The 17,395-nt window shown below is 49.4% G+C and carries 15 protein-coding genes; 9 read left to right on the plus strand and 6 right to left on the minus strand.

Annotation, left to right across the window (positions count from 1 at the left end):
* The first annotated feature begins 141 nt into the window (after nt 1–141).
* Both DDY07_RS07825 and DDY07_RS07830 read left to right on the plus strand, forming a co-directional pair.
* Nucleotides 142–1,620 (plus strand): NarK family nitrate/nitrite MFS transporter, encoded by a 1,479-nt coding sequence (locus DDY07_RS07825; protein ID WP_253734435.1) that lies wholly within the window; start codon nt 142–144, stop codon nt 1,618–1,620.
* A 2-nt stretch (nt 1,621–1,622) separates the two neighbouring features.
* Complete coding sequence (locus tag DDY07_RS07830) at nt 1,623–2,204, plus strand: ANTAR domain-containing response regulator (RefSeq protein ID WP_033156304.1); 582 nt, start codon at nt 1,623–1,625, stop codon at nt 2,202–2,204.
* A gap of 279 nt (nt 2,205–2,483) precedes the next feature.
* Here the strand turns inward: DDY07_RS07830 and DDY07_RS07835 are convergent, their stop codons facing one another.
* On the minus strand, nt 2,484–4,418 hold the full coding sequence (locus DDY07_RS07835) for a hypothetical protein (protein WP_171695472.1): 1,935 nt from the start codon (nt 4,416–4,418) through the stop codon (nt 2,484–2,486).
* A gap of 293 nt (nt 4,419–4,711) precedes the next feature.
* Between DDY07_RS07835 and DDY07_RS07840 the strand changes: the two genes are divergently transcribed.
* The 3 genes from DDY07_RS07840 to DDY07_RS07850 all read left to right on the plus strand — a co-directional run bounded on the left by DDY07_RS07840 (nt 4,712) and on the right by DDY07_RS07850 (nt 8,150).
* Nucleotides 4,712–6,211 carry a flagellar hook-length control protein FliK gene (locus DDY07_RS07840; protein WP_171695473.1) on the plus strand — a complete coding sequence of 500 codons (1,500 nt, stop codon included), beginning with the start codon at nt 4,712–4,714 and terminating at the stop codon, nt 6,209–6,211.
* A gap of 137 nt (nt 6,212–6,348) precedes the next feature.
* A complete protein-coding gene (locus DDY07_RS07845) occupies nt 6,349–7,353 on the plus strand; it encodes a class 1 fructose-bisphosphatase (RefSeq protein WP_171695474.1) in 1,005 nt (334 codons plus the stop codon).
* A 62-nt stretch (nt 7,354–7,415) separates the two neighbouring features.
* The gene (locus DDY07_RS07850; protein ID WP_171695475.1) at nt 7,416–8,150 is read left to right on the plus strand and encodes a helix-turn-helix domain-containing protein; all 735 of its coding nucleotides are present in this window, start codon (nt 7,416–7,418) and stop codon (nt 8,148–8,150) included.
* A gap of 4 nt (nt 8,151–8,154) precedes the next feature.
* Here the strand turns inward: DDY07_RS07850 and DDY07_RS07855 are convergent, their stop codons facing one another.
* Together DDY07_RS07855 and DDY07_RS07860 are read right to left on the minus strand one after the other, a co-directional pair.
* On the minus strand, nt 8,155–8,919 hold the full coding sequence (locus DDY07_RS07855) for an ABC transporter permease (RefSeq protein WP_171695476.1): 765 nt from the start codon (nt 8,917–8,919) through the stop codon (nt 8,155–8,157).
* Nucleotides 8,916–9,821, minus strand: a complete 906-nt coding sequence (locus tag DDY07_RS07860; protein ID WP_171695477.1) for an ABC transporter ATP-binding protein — start codon at nt 9,819–9,821, stop codon at nt 8,916–8,918. Before DDY07_RS07860 ends, DDY07_RS07855 begins: the two co-directional genes overlap by 4 nt.
* A gap of 118 nt (nt 9,822–9,939) precedes the next feature.
* Between DDY07_RS07860 and ppx the strand changes: the two genes are divergently transcribed.
* Together ppx and DDY07_RS07870 are read left to right on the plus strand one after the other, a co-directional pair.
* Nucleotides 9,940–11,442 carry an exopolyphosphatase gene (ppx, locus tag DDY07_RS07865; RefSeq protein WP_171695478.1) on the plus strand — a complete coding sequence of 501 codons (1,503 nt, stop codon included), beginning with the start codon at nt 9,940–9,942 and terminating at the stop codon, nt 11,440–11,442.
* Nucleotides 11,436–12,671: a hypothetical protein gene (locus tag DDY07_RS07870; protein ID WP_171695479.1), complete on the plus strand. Its 1,236-nt coding sequence runs from the start codon at nt 11,436–11,438 to the stop codon at nt 12,669–12,671. Before ppx ends, DDY07_RS07870 begins: the two co-directional genes overlap by 7 nt.
* 75 nt (nt 12,672–12,746) lie before the next feature.
* On the opposite strand, the gene rpoS is transcribed toward DDY07_RS07870, so the two are convergent.
* A complete protein-coding gene (rpoS, locus tag DDY07_RS07875) occupies nt 12,747–13,727 on the minus strand; it encodes an RNA polymerase sigma factor RpoS (protein ID WP_033156312.1) in 981 nt (326 codons plus the stop codon).
* A 486-nt stretch (nt 13,728–14,213) separates the two neighbouring features.
* Entirely contained in the window at nt 14,214–14,693 is a 480-nt protein-coding gene (locus tag DDY07_RS07880; protein ID WP_367650913.1) for a DnaJ domain-containing protein, read from the minus strand.
* An 89-nt stretch (nt 14,694–14,782) separates the two neighbouring features.
* Between DDY07_RS07880 and mobB the strand changes: the two genes are divergently transcribed.
* A complete protein-coding gene (gene mobB, locus DDY07_RS07885; RefSeq protein ID WP_171695480.1) occupies nt 14,783–15,307 on the plus strand; it encodes a molybdopterin-guanine dinucleotide biosynthesis protein B in 525 nt (174 codons plus the stop codon).
* Entirely contained in the window at nt 15,300–16,544 is a 1,245-nt protein-coding gene (gene glp, locus DDY07_RS07890) for a gephyrin-like molybdotransferase Glp (RefSeq protein WP_171695481.1), read from the plus strand. Before mobB ends, glp begins: the two co-directional genes overlap by 8 nt.
* 113 nt (nt 16,545–16,657) lie before the next feature.
* Here the strand turns inward: glp and DDY07_RS07895 are convergent, their stop codons facing one another.
* A complete protein-coding gene (locus DDY07_RS07895; RefSeq protein ID WP_171695482.1) occupies nt 16,658–17,386 on the minus strand; it encodes a DUF3581 domain-containing protein in 729 nt (242 codons plus the stop codon).
* Nucleotides 17,387–17,395 lie beyond the last annotated feature (9 nt).

The raw sequence follows: 17,395 nt of genomic DNA on the forward strand, positions 1-17,395 counted from the left end.
TCGCACTCAAATAAGGCAAAGAAACCGGTTACTTGCACCACTATGGGGCTATCTGATCGCGAATTGCCGGGTTTGTCGCTATTGAATCATTGGCATATAAACTGCTAAAAAAGACCAAGGAACGACAACCACGGATCATCCATGTCTTTTACGCCTTTTAAATTACTATCCATGCGCGGCAAGACCAAAGTGCTGCACATGAGCTGGATCGCGTTTTTCATCAGCTTCGTTATTTGGTTCAATCATGCGTCTTTATTAGTACTGATCCAGCAAGATCTGGGAATCAGCGAAACCCAAATCGAAATCCTGTTATTGCTGAACGTGGCGCTGACCATTCCGGCTCGGGTTATCACCGGCATGCTGGTAGATAGATTCGGCGCAAAAATCAGCTACAGCGTGTTACTGGCGGTATGCAGCATCCCCTGCTTCATGTTCGCGATGGCGGAAAATTTCACCGAACTGGCCTGGTCGCGGTTTTTACTGGGCTTTATCGGCGCCGGCTTTGTGGTGGGCGTACGCATCATCGGCGACTGGTTTCCGGCCAGCCAGGTCGGCACCGCCGAGGGTATTTACGCAGGCTGGGGTAATTTCGGTTCGGCCGTTGCAGCGATTTTCCTGCCGGGCCTGGCGTTTTATTTTGGCGCCGAACACGGCTGGCGTTCGGCGATTGCCTTGACCGGCGTCATCGCTTTGATTTATTCGGTCATCTATTATTTCAGTGTGGAAAATCTGCCGCCGGAAATTGCCGCGCTGAAAACCCGCCGGCCGATGGCGATGGAAGTTACCAGTATCCGCGATTTGTTTTTATACATGCTGAGTCTGGTGCCTTTGTACGCGACCATCTCCCTTTTGGCGTGGAAACTGTCTACGCCGGCCACACCTGTTCTCACCGACGGCTGGAATCTGGCTATTCATGCTGTCGTCTGGCTACTGTTCCTGATCCACGTCTTTCAATTGGTCAACAACAACGCCGACCGCCTCAGCCAACCGATTGCCAGCATCCATCATTATCAGTACCGGCAGGTATTCATTCTGGCGATAGCCTATCTGGTTACCTTCGGCTCCAAACTGGCCGTTTTATCGATGCTGCCGATGTTTTTCTTTAAGACATTCAACGAAACCCAGGGCACCAGTATGTTGGATGCCGGGTTCCTGGCTTCCAGTTTTGTGGTGACCAATGTGATCGCCCGTCCGGCCGGCGGCTGGCTCAGCGACAAGATTGGCCGCAAACTGTCCCTGTATTTATTCGTGGCCGGTCTGGCCGGCGGCTATTGGCTAATGGCGATGATTTCGCCCCAATGGTCGATAACGATCACGGTTGCCGTTACATTGCTGTGTTCCATCTTCATGCAAGCGGCAGAAGGCGCGATTTTCGCGTTCGTGCCCTTAGTCAAACGCGCCATTACCGGCGAAGTGGCCGGCATCGTCGGCGCTTACGGCAACGCCGGCGCCATCGTCTATTTGATTTTGCTGACCTTTGTCTCGACCAGCCAATTCTTTCTGATACTGGGTTTATCCTGCTTTCTGCTGCTGGGTTTGATTTATTACCTGGAGGAGCCGAAAAACTACATCACCGAAATCATGCCTGACGGCTCCTTGCTGAAAATCGCCCTGGATTGAACATGGCAGCGCTTAACGTCTTGGTCGTCGATGAATTCGACAGCGAACCCTTGCTGGAAACCAGCTTGCGCCAGCACGGCTGTGAGGTGGTAACCTTGAAACTTAAAGAACTGGACATGATGCAAATTGTCCAGACCCTGAACCCCGACGTGGTGGTCTTGAATTTGTACGCCCCTAACGAGGCCGTCTTGCGCACCATCGTTGACATCAATCATAACTGTTCGCTGCCGGTCGTCATTTTCGCCGAAGATCAGCAAACCGAGACCATCAACAAGGTCATCAAAGCCGGGGTCAGTGCTTATATAGTCGACGGCTTGGATCCGAAACGCATCAAGGCCATCATCGACATCGCCATAGCGCGTTTCAAAGAACAACATGCTTTAAAAGAAGAATTAAAAAAGACCAAGACTCAATTGGAAGATCGCAAGCTAGTGGATCGCGCCAAGGCGATTTTAATCAAGTCGCAAGGTTACACGGAAGACCAGGCCTATCACGCCTTGCGCAAACTGGCGATGGACCGCAACATCGCGATCGGTGAAATGGCCAAGAACGTCATATCAATGGCGGAGTTGTTCAACAAATGACGATTTGCGGAGCGGTCGCGGCAGCTATACATCAGGTCATTATTTTTTACCCGGCCCTCGAGAGTACTGGGCCTGTCGAATGATACACAAGCCTCGGCTTCGACGCGCTCAGCCCGAAAGGAATACCCGCGACAGATAAACGCGGGTTAATAGTCCGGCATCGCAGCTTGATCTGCGATGCCGTCGATACCGAGTTTTACCGCTGCGTCTGCAAACACCCTATTTCGGTGAAGATGATGCCGATATGTGCTTGAGTCGCTGAAAAAATCGTCCCCATTATTACTTCAAGCCGTACACCTTCAACTGACTGCAAACCGGTAATTGATTGTCCGGCACGGTGCAGTCGGAAGTACCGACTCGATAAATCATCACGTAGACCCGGCCATTCGCCACCACCGGCGGAATCATCCGCGACATCTTGCCCAAGCCGCCGTTATTGTCGTCACCGGTGCGAAATAAGCGTTTCAACTTATTACCCGGCTCTATCGTGGTTGCATCGTAAGCAATCAGCTGACCTTCAGCGAACTCCTTATTGGCATCGCCGAATTTGGAAAATACCGCCCAAACGACCGCCGAATCGAAATCGATGGCGTGCGCAAAATTATTAGTTGTGGACGGTTTGCCTGATACCATCAACAAGCCGCCGGGCATACCGCCAGGCGATTCAACGCCCACCGATGCCATCTCCTCTGCTTCCGCACGGAAGCTTGGCAAATTTCCATCCACAGTGGAAAAATTGTAGGACTTCAAGCGGGAGTTTTCACCCCAGACATAGACGATGCCGCCGCTCTGATCGCGTTGCGCCAAGGCCAGCGAGTGGATATGGTGCATTTTGTTGTTTTCCGGATCGCCGCATGGCACGAACCAGCCGTGATCGCTATGCCCGGATGCCGGGCACGGTAGGCTACGATTCAGCTGCTGGGCCCGGTCCCAGTTTTCCTGAACGCCGCCCGCAAAGTAGGTTGCCACCAACGGCGGTTTGGACATCAATTGATTAAAGCGGTCGTTCCGGCCCAAATTAAGTTTGTCCAAGGAGTAAATGATGCCGTCTTTGGTGCCTTGCAACAGCAGCCTTGAGCCAGGCACGAGCATCGGCCCGGCCGCACCGAAATCCCAGTCGGCGCCGGCGGCATGCGCTTGCGCCCTGCCGCAGGACACTTCGGAGTTATTGTCGCCCCAGAGACACTTATCAGCGGGAACGCGCTCATCCAAAAACGCTTTGTAAAAATCCACCTTTTCCAGTTCGGGCCGGGCTCCGCCAACGCTGGGTTTGAAACGGAGTTTGATCATGCTTTCGGCCAGATCGACATCGCCGTTATTTGAAGTGCCGTTGGAGGTGGCGACATAAATCATGTCTTCTTCGGTGACCGGCGCACCGCCGGCATGCCAAATGCCTGCGCCCCAAGAATTGAATGACGTTGCGCAAAAGATGGCAGCTTGTTTGGAAAAGCCGCTTTGCCCGAGCAAGGCTCTGGTGTCGTAAGCCACCACAAAACCATGCGGATTTTTCCGGCCGCCCATCAGCGATTCGCCATTGGCGGCGAATGCCATGACCAAGCCGTTGTTCTCAGTCAACGCCAGTCCGGCCCGTAGTTTGGGATAGACATATTGCTTAGTTTGATTATTTTGCTTATATGTCGCGCCGGAATCGTTAAACCAGCAGCCGTTGCCTTCCTGTGACTTGCCGAAGATACGCACCGGTTTACTTTTTTGGCTGCCGTTCAGCGGATTTAAGGCATACACCCAGTAATCGCGGAACCGGCTGTCGTTGTTCTTCTTTTGCCAGGAAGCGACAAACAGTGTGTTGGTGGCAGGGTCAATTATCGGCGTGGCGGAAATACCCCAGGTGGGCGTGTGTTTCCACATATCCATGTCTTGCGAGCTGATTTCCGGGCCGAGTTTAACGTTATAAACGGTTTCGTTGGTACGGGCGTTAATGCCGATGACGTCATTCTTCATGGTGGTGATGATCACTAAATCATCGGCGCCGGCGCCCTTTTCAATCACCAAGGGCTGGGTTTCGACTTTGGCGTTGAAATCGTAAGTGCGCAGCAGCCCGAATTGCTCGGTATTCACGTTAGTTTTATTCAGCGTGAACTCTTGATTATTGGCCGCGGTACGAAAATTATTGCCGGCGCGTTGCGTCACGCTAACCGCCAGCGCGGCATTAACCCAAAAAACCGTAAAGATAAAACCCAATTGCAGCGTTTTCATGGCTCACTCCCCCAGTTGAATGTCAACTGAGCCTAGAGTGCGCGCAAGTGGCTTGTCAAGTTCTTTAAAAATAAAAGTATTTACAGACTCTGGCCTAACACATGGCTTATTTTCTGATACATGTATGCTTACCTGAGCGGTGGCATCAGGTTTTTATGGGCGAACACCGAAAAAGTTTGCCAAAACGCTTACCACAGCGAATCGTAAGGGTGAGTTTTTTATAGTACTCTAGCCACACCGCGAACATTGCGCGGAACAAGCGTAAATCCCGGTTGCGGCGAGGTGAGGATGTCATGGATATAAAGCTGCCTTTAGATGCGAAACTTGTGATGGCTTTGAACAAGTCGAGCGCGCCGCTTGCCGAGCTTAAATTGAATCAAGTGTTAGACGCCAAAATCATTACCAATCAAGTCATGCTGAACACGCTGACTGTCAGCGTCGCCGATAAAACCATGACTTTGCAGAGCCAACAAGCATTGGCTTTGCCACCCGGCCAGACCTTGCAGTTGCAAGTGGTAAGACTTTTGCCGACCCCGGAGCTAAAAATTATCGCCCCGCCACCATTGCAAACGCCCAATACCTCAAACTCAGCGCCGCCCGAAGCACAACTACTTAAATTATTACCCTCCCCAACTGCGACTATTACGGCACCTGCAGTTAGCAATCCACTGGCGACGTTAAACCCAGGTGAACAGATACCAGCGCAGATTTTGAATATCGGCAAACATACCTTGACGTTGCAATTGACGCCGACACACAGCGATACCCAACAAACCCAAAGTACACCGCTGCCTAGCGGCGAAAACCGAGTCGTGCTTGATAGCAAACAACTGCAATGGAGCGATCCGGCGGCTAAGTCCACGCTAACCGTCGGTAGCCGCATAGATTTACAAATTCTCAAGAGCGGTGAGCGCCCAGTGCTGAGCGCATCGTTACCGGCACCCTCTATTGACGAACAGATAGCGACGGTGTTCAAGCAGTTATTGCCCGTTCAAGTGCCGCCGCAACAATTTCTGGCGCACCTGGCGCCTCTGATAAAGCCTGCCGAAAGCGATAAAACCGTAGGCGAATTACTCAAGCAACTGGCCCGCGAAATATTGCAGCAGATTCCTGACAAAACCAAGCTGTTCGAACCGGCCACCCTCAAGCAAGCCATCGCCCAGTCCGGTTTGTTTATGGAACGCAATTTGGTCGAGGCAGAGGCAAAACCCGCGTCATTTGTGTTACCAGACGATTTTAAATTAAAACTGAGCAAGCTGATTGCACAGCTAGGCTTGGAGCTGACTGTGCCTAAGGATGAAAATGCGGCTCAGCAGACAGCAAGCGAACTACTGAAAGAAACCTTGCAAAAGGCCCAGGGCAATCTGGCCAAATTGACATTGGATCAACTCAATTCGCTGCCCAGGGACGATTCGCCGAAACAGGTCTGGATGCTGGAGTTACCGTTCTTCAACAAAGCCGAGCCGGAAACATTGCAGTTGATAGTGGAACAAGACAAACAAGCCAACAGTGAGAACGGCCAAAAGAACTGGGTAGTGAGCATTACCATTACCCCTCCCGAACTTGCTACAATACATTGCAAGGTCTCCTGTTACGACGGCAGTATTAACACCCGTTTCTGGAGCGAGTCCACCAGCACCGTGGATAAAATCAATGCGCGTCTGGACTATTTAAGACAACAGTTCGAACAAAAAGGATTAATACCCGGATTTATGGATGTTCAACAAGGGAAACCCTCGCAAACCCATCCGCAAACGCTCCCACCGCAAAGTCTGTTGAGCGAAAAAGTCTGATACCGGGCGGGACACAGCAATTGGATAATCAAACCTGCCGCGAACAGGCAAACAATTTACTCGCCAAGCCAGGCACTAGACTGCCGTGGCTACCGAAAAAACTTCTTACTTTAGCCAACGCTATGGAGAACTAACGCATGTCCCACCAAGTTACCCTAACCCAGTTCATCATCGAGCAGCAGCGCGGGCTGCCGGAAGCATCCGGTACGTTCACACTGTTGTTGAATAACATCGTGACTGCGTGCAAACAGATTTCCCACCGGGTCAATTGCGGCGCCTTAATTGGCGTATTGGGCAGCGCTGAATCTGAAAACGTGCAGGGCGAAGTACAAAAAAAGCTGGATATTATTACAAACGACATCATGGTCAAAGCTTTGGACTGGAGTGGTTCGCTGGGCGGCATGGCATCCGAGGAAATCAACGATCCGATCAAAATCCCCAAACAATATCCGAAGGGCAAATACCTGGTGTTGTTCGATCCGTTGGACGGTTCGTCGAATATCGATATTAACCTGACTGTGGGCACCATTTTTTCGATTCTGCGCTGCCGCGAAGGCGTTGAACCGGAAACCGAGGATTTTTTACGCAAAGGCACCGAACAAGTGTGCGCCGGTTTCGTGCTGTACGGTCCCTCCACCATGTTGGTACTAACCACCGGCAATGGCGTGAACGCATTCACGCTGGATCAGGATGTCGGCGAGTTCATTCTCACCCATTGCAACATGAAAATTCCCGAGGAAAGCAGCGAGTTTGCCATCAATATGTCCAACCAGCGTTTTTGGGAACCACCGGTGAAGCGTTACATTGACGAATGCGTGGCCGGTATGGATGGGCCGCGCGGCAAGGATTTCAATATGCGTTGGGTCGCTTCGCTGGTAGCTGAAGTCTATCGTATCCTCACGCGCGGCGGGGTATTCCTGTATCCGCACGATCTTCGCGATCCGTCCAAGCCCGGCAAACTGCGCCTGATGTACGAGGCTAACCCGATGGCATTTATCATCGAACAAGCCGGCGGGCTGTGTTCCACCGGTCGCGAACGAATTTTAGATCTCAAACCCAGCAGTATTCACCAACGAGTGCCGTTGATTTTAGGTTCTAAATCCGAAGTAGAACGGATAGTTGCCTATCACCAACAAGATTAACTGGTCATCCGTTGCTATGTCGCCGCTTCGTCGAGAAGCGGCAAATTATCAAACCCAACACTATGCTTTCATTGAAAACTCAAGCCCCTGAGCCGCTTAAAAATCAAGTCAGTTGCGTTAATTGCAGTCTGGATAATATTTGTTTACCGCGCGGTCTGTCGCAAGCCGAAATTAATAACATTAGCCAAGTCATCAAGGCCCGTAAAACCTTGCAACGCGGCGATTTTATCTACCGCGAAGGCGACAATTTCCGCGGCATTCTGGCTATAAAATCCGGCAGCGCCAAGCTGGTGGCTAACGATAGCCATGGCAACGAGCATATATTAAATATTCTGTTGCCCGGAGAACTACTGGGCTTCGACGGTCTCTCCGCCGAAAAGCACGGCTGCGCGGCGATTGCGTTGGAAACCATGAGTTTTTGCATCCTACCGGCCGACAATATGGAAGATTTGTTCAAGAACATGCCCAGCCTGACGCGCGAATTGTTTCGGCATACCGGTGAGAAAATGCTGGAGGACAAAAACCAGCTGGTATTGAGCAAACGACCGGCGGAAGAGCGTTTGGCTTATTTTCTGATCAGCTTATCTGAAAGGTTGAAACGGCGCGGATTTTCATCATCTGAATTTAAATTGTCACTCACCCGCCAAGAAATCGGCAATCACTTAGGCTTAGCCTTGGAAACGGTGAGCCGGCTGCTGAAAAAATTCCAGGACGATAATTTGATCGTGGTGCAGAACCGCTTTATCGCAATCAAAGATATTACCGCCTTGCGCAATATGTTGGTGCCATTGGAATAAGCTACTAATTTTTTATACCGATACCTTTGTGCAACAACAGCAAGCTCAGGGCGGTTAAAAACACGATAAAGCCACCTGTCATCGCAAAAGCCAGTTCGATCTCGACATCACTGACCCCGATCATGCCGTAACGAAAGGCGTTGATCATGTATAAAATCGGATTGGCCTGCGCGATTTTTTGCCAAATCCCCGGCAACATCGCTACCGAATAGAATACCCCGCCCAGATAGCTCAACGGTGTCAGTACAAAGTTGGGAATGATGGAAATATCATCAAAGCTATCGGCAAACACCGCGTTGATGAAACCGGCCAGCGCGAACAAGGTTGCCGTCAGCACAAACACCGCAGCCGCGATGTCCCAATGCAAAATGGTGGTGTGGGTAAACATCATCGAAATCCCCGCCACCACCACGCCAACCAACACCCCGCGCGCGATGCCGCCGCAGACGTAACCGGCCAAAATCACATAATTCGGCACCGGTGCCACCAAGAGTTCTTCGATATGGCGCTGGAATTTAGTGGAATAAAAAGAAGACACCACATTGGAATACGAATGGCTGATCACCGACATCAGAATAATGCCGGGCACGATGTAGTCCATATAACTGACGCCATGCACCAGACCTATGCGGTCGCCAATCAGCTTGCCGAAGATCAGGAAATACAGTGCCGTGGTAATGGCCGGCGGCAGCAGCGTTTGCGGCCAAATCCGGGTGAAACGGCGGATTTCTTTGATTAAAATTGTCGAAAAAGCGACCGAATAGTTCATTGCACCAGATCCAAAAATAATTGTTCCAGTCGATTGGACTTGTTGCGCAGGCTGAGGACTTCGATATGTTGCTCAGATAGCGCCTGGAATAAACGGTTTAGACCATGGCTTTTCGGCACCGCCACATCCAATACAGTATCGGCGTTCAACACAATTTCACAGCCATCGATTAGCGGTGCTTGCGTTAAGGGGCGCGCTATATCCAATACAAAATGATCGGTGTGCAAGCGGCTCAACAAACTGCTCATCGCTGACTTTTCGACTATTTGTCCGTTATTGATGATGGCGATATTCCGGCACAGGCTTTCGGCTTCTTCCAGATAATGGGTAGTTAAAATGATGGTGGTGCCCTGTTTGTTCACATCTTGCATCATTTCCCACATAGAGCGGCGTATTTCGATGTCCACGCCGGCGGTGGGTTCGTCCAATATTAACAAGCGTGGCGAATGCACCATGGCTCTGGCTATCATTAACCGCCGCTTCATGCCGCCGGACAAACGCCGAGACACTACGTCGCGCTTATCCCATAGTTCCATTTGCCGCAAACATTGTTCGGTGCGCTGTAAGGCTTGCTTGCGCGGAATGCCGTAATAGCCGGCCTGGTTCATCACCACGCTCATGCTGGTTTCGAATTGATTGAAGTTAACTTCCTGCGGTACCACGCCGATGCAGGTTTTGGCAGCGACATTGTCTTTATCCAAATCGTGACCGAAGATGCTGACCAATCCGCTGGTTTTGTTAACCAGCGAACTTATGATGCCGATCAAGGTCGATTTGCCGGCGCCATTAGGACCCAACAACGCGAAAAAGTCGCCGCGCTGGACCTCGAGATCCACGCCTTTCAAGGCTGCAAAGCCGTTGTTGTAAGTCTTTTTTAGATTTTGGATGGATAAAGCCGTCATGCTCTGATGTTATAATCCCGGGCAAAGAAATTGACGCGCTATTTAAATATGCGCCAATAAAGCTTTCGGATTTTATCAGAATTCACCGCTCCTCAGCAGCCTGAACAGGATTAGACTCTTGCCACATCAAATACCGACCAGTGTTGCTGCCGTCGATCTAGGTTCCAACAGTTTTCACATGATTATATGCAGCTTGCACAACGGCAAATTGCAAACCATCGACCGCTTGAAAGAAATGGTTCGTCTGGCTGCGGGATTGGATCAGCATAAAAATCTCGACCAAATCACGCAAGAACGCGCCTTGGCCTGCCTGGAACGCTTCGGTCACCGCATCCGGGATTTTGCACCCAACAGCGTCTCCATAGTCGGCACCAATACGCTACGCATCGCCAGAAACTCGCAACAATTCATCAATAAGGCCGAAAAAGCTCTGGGGCATCCGATTCATATCATTTCCGGCATTGAGGAAGCGCGCTTAATTTACCAAGGCGTGGCCCACAGCCTGGGCAGCAATGCCAACAACCGTTTTGTGATGGATATCGGCGGCAGTAGCACAGAGTACATTATCGGCCGCGATGATATTGCCCACACTAAAGAAAGCCTGAACATGGGCTGCGTCACTGTTAGCCAGAACTTTTTCAAAAACGGCGAACTGACCAAAAAGGCCTTTCGTAAAGCGGTACTGTTTGCCGAGCAACATCTCGAACCCTTTCAAAACACGTTCAATTCCAAAAACTGGGAGGAAGCCATTGGCGCTTCCGGCAGCCTGAAGGCGGTCAGCAATGTGTTACAAACCATGGGCTGGAGCAATAACGGCATCACCAATGAAGGCTTGGAACAGTTGGTCGCCCACCTGTTAAAACTGAATCGGATCGACGAAATCAGCTTTCCGGCCTTGAGTATCGAGCGGCGGCCGGTGTTTATCGGCGCGGTCGCTATTGTTTATGCCACGTTCAAGACCTTGAATATTCAGCAAATGACGGTTTCGGATGGCGCATTGCGCGAAGGTCTGGTGCAAGATTTGCTCGGCAGAATTTATAACGATGACGTTCGTTCGCAGACTAGCCAGACCATTGCCGCACGTTACCACACCGACACGTCACACAGCCAACAGCTCAAAGAAACCTTACGTTACATCGCTCAGCAATTAGACGACCACCCTTGCTTTAACGACAACCCTGCCAGCTTACAGTTTTTGGAATGGGCGGCGGAACTCCATGAAATTGGCTTTGAGATTGCCCATAGCCAATATCACAAACACAGCGCCTATATTATCGAAAATGGTGATTTGGCGGGGTTTTCCAAGCAAGATCAACTGTTGCTGTCTAAGTTGGTGCGCAGCCACCGCAAGAAGCTTAATTTAAGACGTTTTGAGGATTTGCCGTTTCCTTGGCGCCAACATGCGCCGATCATGGCAGTGGTATTTCGACTGGCCGCTTTGCTACACCGCAACCGTAATAGCAAACGCCCGGACTTTAGCATCACGATTAATCGCCACGATATAAAAATTGATTTTCCGGAAAGTTGGCTGGAACAAGCGCCTCTGACGCATGCTGATCTCAAACAAGAAATGTATTACCTCAAGGAGGCTCGCTTTAATCTGATCTTTGATCAATGCTGAAATTCCTGCTGTATATCCTCCTTTCACTGGCAATACTGTTCGTAGGCTTACTGTTTTTCGCAATCGACGATACGCCGTTGTTAAAAATCCATCAGGGTTTGAACCGCGAAGACATACAGCGCGCGAAGCAGTTATTGCATGTGGCACCGGAGGAAAGAGGCCAAATTAAAACCGTTAGTTTGGACCAGAAGGACTTGAATATTGCGGTGAGTTATCTATTAAACCATTTTGCGGAAAATACGACGCAAATTCAGATTGTAGATGACAGATTGATGATTCAGATAGCGATATTTGTCCCTAAAAGCCCCTGGGGCAGATATTTGGACTTTAGTTTTAATCTACGACAGGTAGATGACGCCATTGTTATCAAGTCTTTGAAAATTGGTGAAATTTCCATTCCCGATCCCGCTGCAAATCTCCTGATTCCCGCTATCGTGCATAACACGCCCCTAGAGCAGCATTGGCAATTGTTGAGCCAATACGTCAAGAAAATTCACATTAGTCCGCAAGCTTTGGAAATCAGTTATCTAGGATCCATCGTCGACGCGGCAAAGCAATTGGCTATCCAAAAGCATCGGGATTACCCAAACCTGCATCGTTATCAACAGCAAATCAACGAAATCGTCAGCCAACACGATCCTAGCTGGCGCTTATCTATTACTGATTTGTTGCAACCTTTATTTTTGACGGCGTATCAACAAACACCGACGGAGGACGCCGTTCAGGAAAATCGCGCGATCATCATTGCTGTCGGCAGCTATATCTATAAACAGGACTTACGCCGCTATCTGCCGCTTGGCTTGGTTTACAGCAAGGAATATCCTGTATTTGCTTATAAGCGAGTGGATATACCTCAGCATTTTATTGCTTCGGCATTATTGGCAATTCTTGATTCCTCATTACTCGGCGAGCAAATAGGCATAGATAAAGAACTGGGAGATGCGCAAAAAGGTAGCGGCTTCAGCTTCATTGATCTGACCGCAGATCGAGCCGGGACTAGATTCGGTCAAATAGCCGTGGCATCAACCGAGAAAGCGAGAGCATTACAAAGAATAATGTCTAGCACTAAAGATTATTCGTCTATTATCCCGGAATTACAGGACTTACCGGAACATATGGACGAAGCTACGTTTGTCAGCAAGTTTCATTCGGTAGGAAGTTCTGCATACAACGAGCTAATCCAAGTAATCGACGACAGGATTAACGGCTTGCCGGTGTATCGATTATAAGTACCTATAGAAGGCACCCAAACCAGATCTGACAAAGTCGCACTACTCTGGTTTGCCGCCTGTTAAATTTTAGTATTAGCTAAAAATCGATTCAAACGAATAGCCACTACTTTCAAGAATTTCTTTGAGACGCTTCAAACCGTCCATTTGTATCTGCCTAACTCTTTCTCGAGTGACACCCAATTCTAGCGCCACCTGTTCCAGAGTTGCGTTTTCGAAGCCGCAAAGACCATATCTGCGGCATATGACTTCGCGCTGTTTTTCGGCAAGCTGATAGACCCAGTAGGTGACGTTATTTTGGATAAAGTCGTCTTGCAAGATTTCAGCAGGATTGCGGCTTTCTTCTTCGGAAATTGTCTCAAGTAGGGGTTTGTCAAAGTCCTTACCGAATGACACATCAACAGATGTGACGCGCTCGTTGAGTTTCAGCATTTTACTGACGGTTTTGGCCGGTTTATCAAGATGCCGAGCAATCTCGTCGACAGTCGGCTCGTGATCAAGCTGTTGCGCTAAATTCCGCTGCGCTTTCAAATAAATGTTCATTTCTTTAACAATATGAATCGGCAGGCGAATAGTTCTAGTCTGATTCATGATTGCACGCTCTATGGTCTGCCTGATCCACCAGGTTGCGTAGGTTGAAAATCTGAAGCCACGATCAGGATCAAACTTTTCCACTGCGCGGATCAGCCCCAAATTACCTTCTTCGATTAAATCGAGTAAAGGGAGCCCGCGATTTAAATAACGCCTGGAAATTTTCACAACCAGACGTAAATTGCTTTCGATCATAATTTTTCGGGCTTGTGGATCGCCCTGTTGAGTTCGTCTGCCGTAGATTTTTTCTTCATCCGCAGTTAACAGTTGGGATTTACTGAGTTCATTCAGATACGCTCGGGTAGCATCGAAAGTACTCTCATTTTGCGATTCGTTACTTTCTATTTCGGCCAGCTTAAAGGTTTCGTTCGGATCGATTTCGACAACTTCTTCATCGACATCATCAAAAGAAATGAAATCTGGAATATCCATATCTTTAATTACATCTATCGTTTCTTCCATCATGATTAATCTCCCAGGTATTTTGGCTTGCTGAATCGTTTATTTTTATTGGTACGTGTCTCGCCAGATAACTATTAATCCCTTAAAACTATTTAAATGCAGATAAGATTGAAACCCAACAACCGAACCGATATTGCTCACTGCCAAAACCAATTAAGTCAATAGTTCATTCTTAACAACATCATGCCTCTTCGTGTATTTCCGATCCGATCTAATTGAGGGCACTAACCTTAACGGCGAGTGCCAGTATAACTTTAAAAGATTTATCTTATAAATTGAATTTACTGATATTTTTGTGGCCCACATCTCTTTTTTGATTTTTATTCACAACGACCTCTCAGGTCATTTTTGCGACTAAAATCAGCAAGATCAAACTAAAATCCGAACCACTTCTAAATTATGAAAATAAGAAAGTGATGCGCATCACATATATTTAAAAGAACTGCAAGAACATACAATTCTGAAAGGAGCTTTTTCTGATCGTGCTTCTCAACGACCTAACAATGTTTTTTTGGCTTGATTAATTTGGGCCGCCAAATAATCTGAACCGCCTCGATCAGGATGAAAGCGCGAAATGAGTTTACGGTGGGCCTGAATAATTTCTTCTTCCGTGGCGCCGGGATTAAGCCCCAAAACCTCAAAAGCTTCCGTTGTTGTCATACCCGCTTGTCGAGATGGCCCAGGACCAGGCTTACCATATTGTGGATTGCCGGCTTTGAACCGCAACCAAATGCTATGAAGCTGCGGCGCGTACCTTAATATTAGCGGCATCGAGCGCACTAAAAACGCGAATATTACGCCAAATATCGCCAGCAGACCGCTAAGTTTTCCACTCAACATCAGTACAAGCAAAATCAGCGCAATCGCAACCCAGGCCAGTTGTTTAAGTCGTTTGCTGCGCAATTCGGCTGGTAGCTTCATAAATCCCGGCAGCATTAAAACTGCCAGTACCAATGCCAACAATATCACTATTCGTATCACCCGCACTCCAAACGCTTTAACCGACGAGCGCCATAATAACTTAGAATACGGCCAGTTCGACAAATGTAGAGAAGTCCATGTCCAACCCTTCTGTCCTCGGCTTCGCGGCCGCCAGCGGCACCGGCAAAACCAGTTTATTGACAAAACTTATCCCGATACTGAAAGCATATAATCTGCAAATCGGTGTAATCAAACACAGTCACCACGACTTCGAGATTGATCAACCCGGTAAAGATAGTTTTCGGCTGCGCGAAGCGGGTGCCACTCCGGTTATGCTGGTTTCCCGACACCGGCGTGCGGTAATCAGCGAATTGTCGGCAGATGGCGATATTTCGCTGACTGAACAGCTTGCCTTGTTTCCCAATGCAGGCCTGGATTTGATTTTAGTGGAAGGATTCAGGCACGAGAGCTACCCCAAAATTGAGCTGTGCAGACCAAGCCTAGGCAAACCGCTGCTTTACCCTGAAGACCCGTCGATTATCGCGATAGCAAGCGATCAACCCCTCTTAACACCACCCGGCTTACCGTGCCTTGATATAAACGATGCAGAGGCCGTAGCCAAATTCATTATCGAAATCTTTTTGAAGCGCCCACGTGACTAACATCTGCTACCCCAACAAACACGAGTTATTGAGCGTCGAACAGGCGCTTTTGGAAATCCGCGAAACGATCGAGACCGTCAACGAACACGAGCATATCGATTTGCCGCAGGCACTGGGCCGGGTAATTTCCGAGAGCGTGGCGTCGCCTATGGACATTCCATCTCAACGCACGGCGGCCATGGACGGTTACGCATTTGCTGCTGGCGATGTAGCTGCCGGGCAAGCGGCTAAATTGCAAGTAATCGGCATCGCATGGGCCGGACGGCCGTTCTTGGCGCAGCAGAGGCCGGGCCAATGCGTCAGAATATTCACCGGAGCGGTAGTCCCGGAATTTGCGGACAGCGTTATTGCCCAAGAACAAATTGAAATCGATGGTGACACTGTATCACTTCCCCTAGACTGGCAGCCGTATAAAAATATTCGTGCAGCCGGCAGCGACGTTAAACAGCATGAGGAATTAATTGCCGCACCGAAAAAGCTGACAGCTCGCGATCTAAGTCTATTGGCCGCCGCCGGCATCGAAAAAATCAGCGTAAAACGCAAACTCAACATTGGCTATTTTTCGACTGGTGATGAATTGGTCGCACTCGGAGAACCGCTAGCTGTTGGCCAAATCTATGACAGCAACCGCTATTTATTAGCCGGACTGCTATCCGACCCAAACCACACAGTCTCGGACTTGGGCATCGTCGCAGACGATCCTTTGAAACTCGAACAAACTTTCAAGGACGCAGCCCAGCACTATGACGTCATCATTTCCACCGGCGGAGCATCGGTTGGCGATGCGGATTTTGTCAAACAAACGCTGGAAAAATGCGGGCAGGTGAACTTCTGGAAACTGGCAATCAAGCCCGGCAAACCGCTGGCTTTTGGCAAAATCGGCCGCTGCTGGTTTTTCGGCTTGCCCGGCAATCCGGTTGCCGTATTGGTCACTTACGAGAAATTCGTAAAGCCGGGTCTGGAACAGCTTGCCGGCTTACCAGCCAGACAAGCATTGCGCTTGCGAGTCCGATGCGACAGCCGGTTAAAAAAATCGCCAGGGCGGCAGGAATATCAACGCGGCATCCTTTACCAGCAGGCTGGAGGCGAATTAGCCGTCCGTCTTGCCGGCCAACAAGATTCTCATCAACTAAAAGTAGCCAGTCAGTCCAACTGTTTTATTGTGCTGGATGCCGATAGTACGGGTATAGATGCTGGAGAAATGGTGACAGTAGAGCCATTTTCTGCGGTGTTATAAACAGCTGAATCCCCCAACCCAAGTAACAGCCGGAGTGTTCTGCGCGCTCCGGTTGGAAAACTCGAAACTCAAACAAATTGCCAGCCCATGCATGCGAACGGCAGAATATCTGATTACGCGGTGGCTTCCGCAAGATTACCTAAATAGCCATGTTTTCTAGCCAGATACTCGTCTACAAAGGCTTGCATCGGTTCGGCTTCATATTCGCGTAAACCGCTGACCGCTAGCTTCTTGAATCCGGAACCAACCACTTCGTCACCGCATTTAATTTGGAAATAAAGATACGCAGTGGCGCGCTTGCCGTTGACTTCCATTTTCGGTTCCAGCATTTCCAGACGCGGTTCGTGGAAGTCCATCCGGTTTAAGCTCAAGGTCATGCTTTCATAGATCACCAAAGGCCGGTCTATATTGAACATGACTTGCTCTTTGGCCAATAAAGGTACCAGCACATAAGGAAAGTTCTGCCCGGAAAACGCCACGTAGTCACGAATTAACGCTTCGATTAAAGCCGGATCTCGGATCACATCGCCGGAGCGCTCGATCTGCAAATAAGTCTTGCCTTGGTTGTCGGTCACATCGATTTTTTCGGCGTCGTCATCGGGAAAATTCAACAACACGCCATGACCGACCATCCCGGAAAAAATGAAGTGCATGTTTCGGCTAAGGCCGTATTTGTCCAACACTAACGAGAATAATAAATCGCCCGGCACACAAAAACGTTTTGCGTCTTCGTCGTGCAAGGGGTTGAAGTCATGGGCGACTTCCTTGGCAAACATACTGGCCTGCGCGGCGCTGATGGCGACACTGCCATCCTGAATGGCATAGTACTCTTTTAGAAACATAGCTTTATT

It is taken from the genome of Methylomonas sp. ZR1 (assembly GCF_013141865.1).
In the GTDB taxonomy this organism is placed as follows: Bacteria; Pseudomonadota; Gammaproteobacteria; order Methylococcales; family Methylomonadaceae; genus Methylomonas.

Bases quoted from the DNA above. Each gene is read 5' to 3' on its own strand.
- DDY07_RS07855 (WP_171695476.1), bottom strand. From the start codon at position 8,919: ATGAACTATTCGGTCGCTTTTTCGACAATTTTAATCAAAGAAATCCGC.
- DDY07_RS07895 (WP_171695482.1), bottom strand. From the start codon at position 17,386: ATGTTTCTAAAAGAGTACTATGCCATTCAGGATGGCAGTGTCGCCATC.
- DDY07_RS07825 (WP_253734435.1), top strand. From the start codon at position 142: ATGTCTTTTACGCCTTTTAAATTACTATCCATGCGCGGCAAGACCAAA.
- rpoS (WP_033156312.1), bottom strand. From the start codon at position 13,727: ATGATGGAAGAAACGATAGATGTAATTAAAGATATGGATATTCCAGAT.
- DDY07_RS07830 (WP_033156304.1), top strand. From the start codon at position 1,623: ATGGCAGCGCTTAACGTCTTGGTCGTCGATGAATTCGACAGCGAACCC.
- DDY07_RS07850 (WP_171695475.1), top strand. From the start codon at position 7,416: ATGCTTTCATTGAAAACTCAAGCCCCTGAGCCGCTTAAAAATCAAGTC.
- DDY07_RS07870 (WP_171695479.1), top strand. From the start codon at position 11,436: ATGCTGAAATTCCTGCTGTATATCCTCCTTTCACTGGCAATACTGTTC.
- DDY07_RS07860 (WP_171695477.1), bottom strand. From the start codon at position 9,821: ATGACGGCTTTATCCATCCAAAATCTAAAAAAGACTTACAACAACGGC.
- mobB (WP_171695480.1), top strand. From the start codon at position 14,783: ATGTCCAACCCTTCTGTCCTCGGCTTCGCGGCCGCCAGCGGCACCGGC.
- DDY07_RS07845 (WP_171695474.1), top strand. From the start codon at position 6,349: ATGTCCCACCAAGTTACCCTAACCCAGTTCATCATCGAGCAGCAGCGC.
- DDY07_RS07835 (WP_171695472.1), bottom strand. From the start codon at position 4,418: ATGAAAACGCTGCAATTGGGTTTTATCTTTACGGTTTTTTGGGTTAAT.
- DDY07_RS07840 (WP_171695473.1), top strand. From the start codon at position 4,712: ATGGATATAAAGCTGCCTTTAGATGCGAAACTTGTGATGGCTTTGAAC.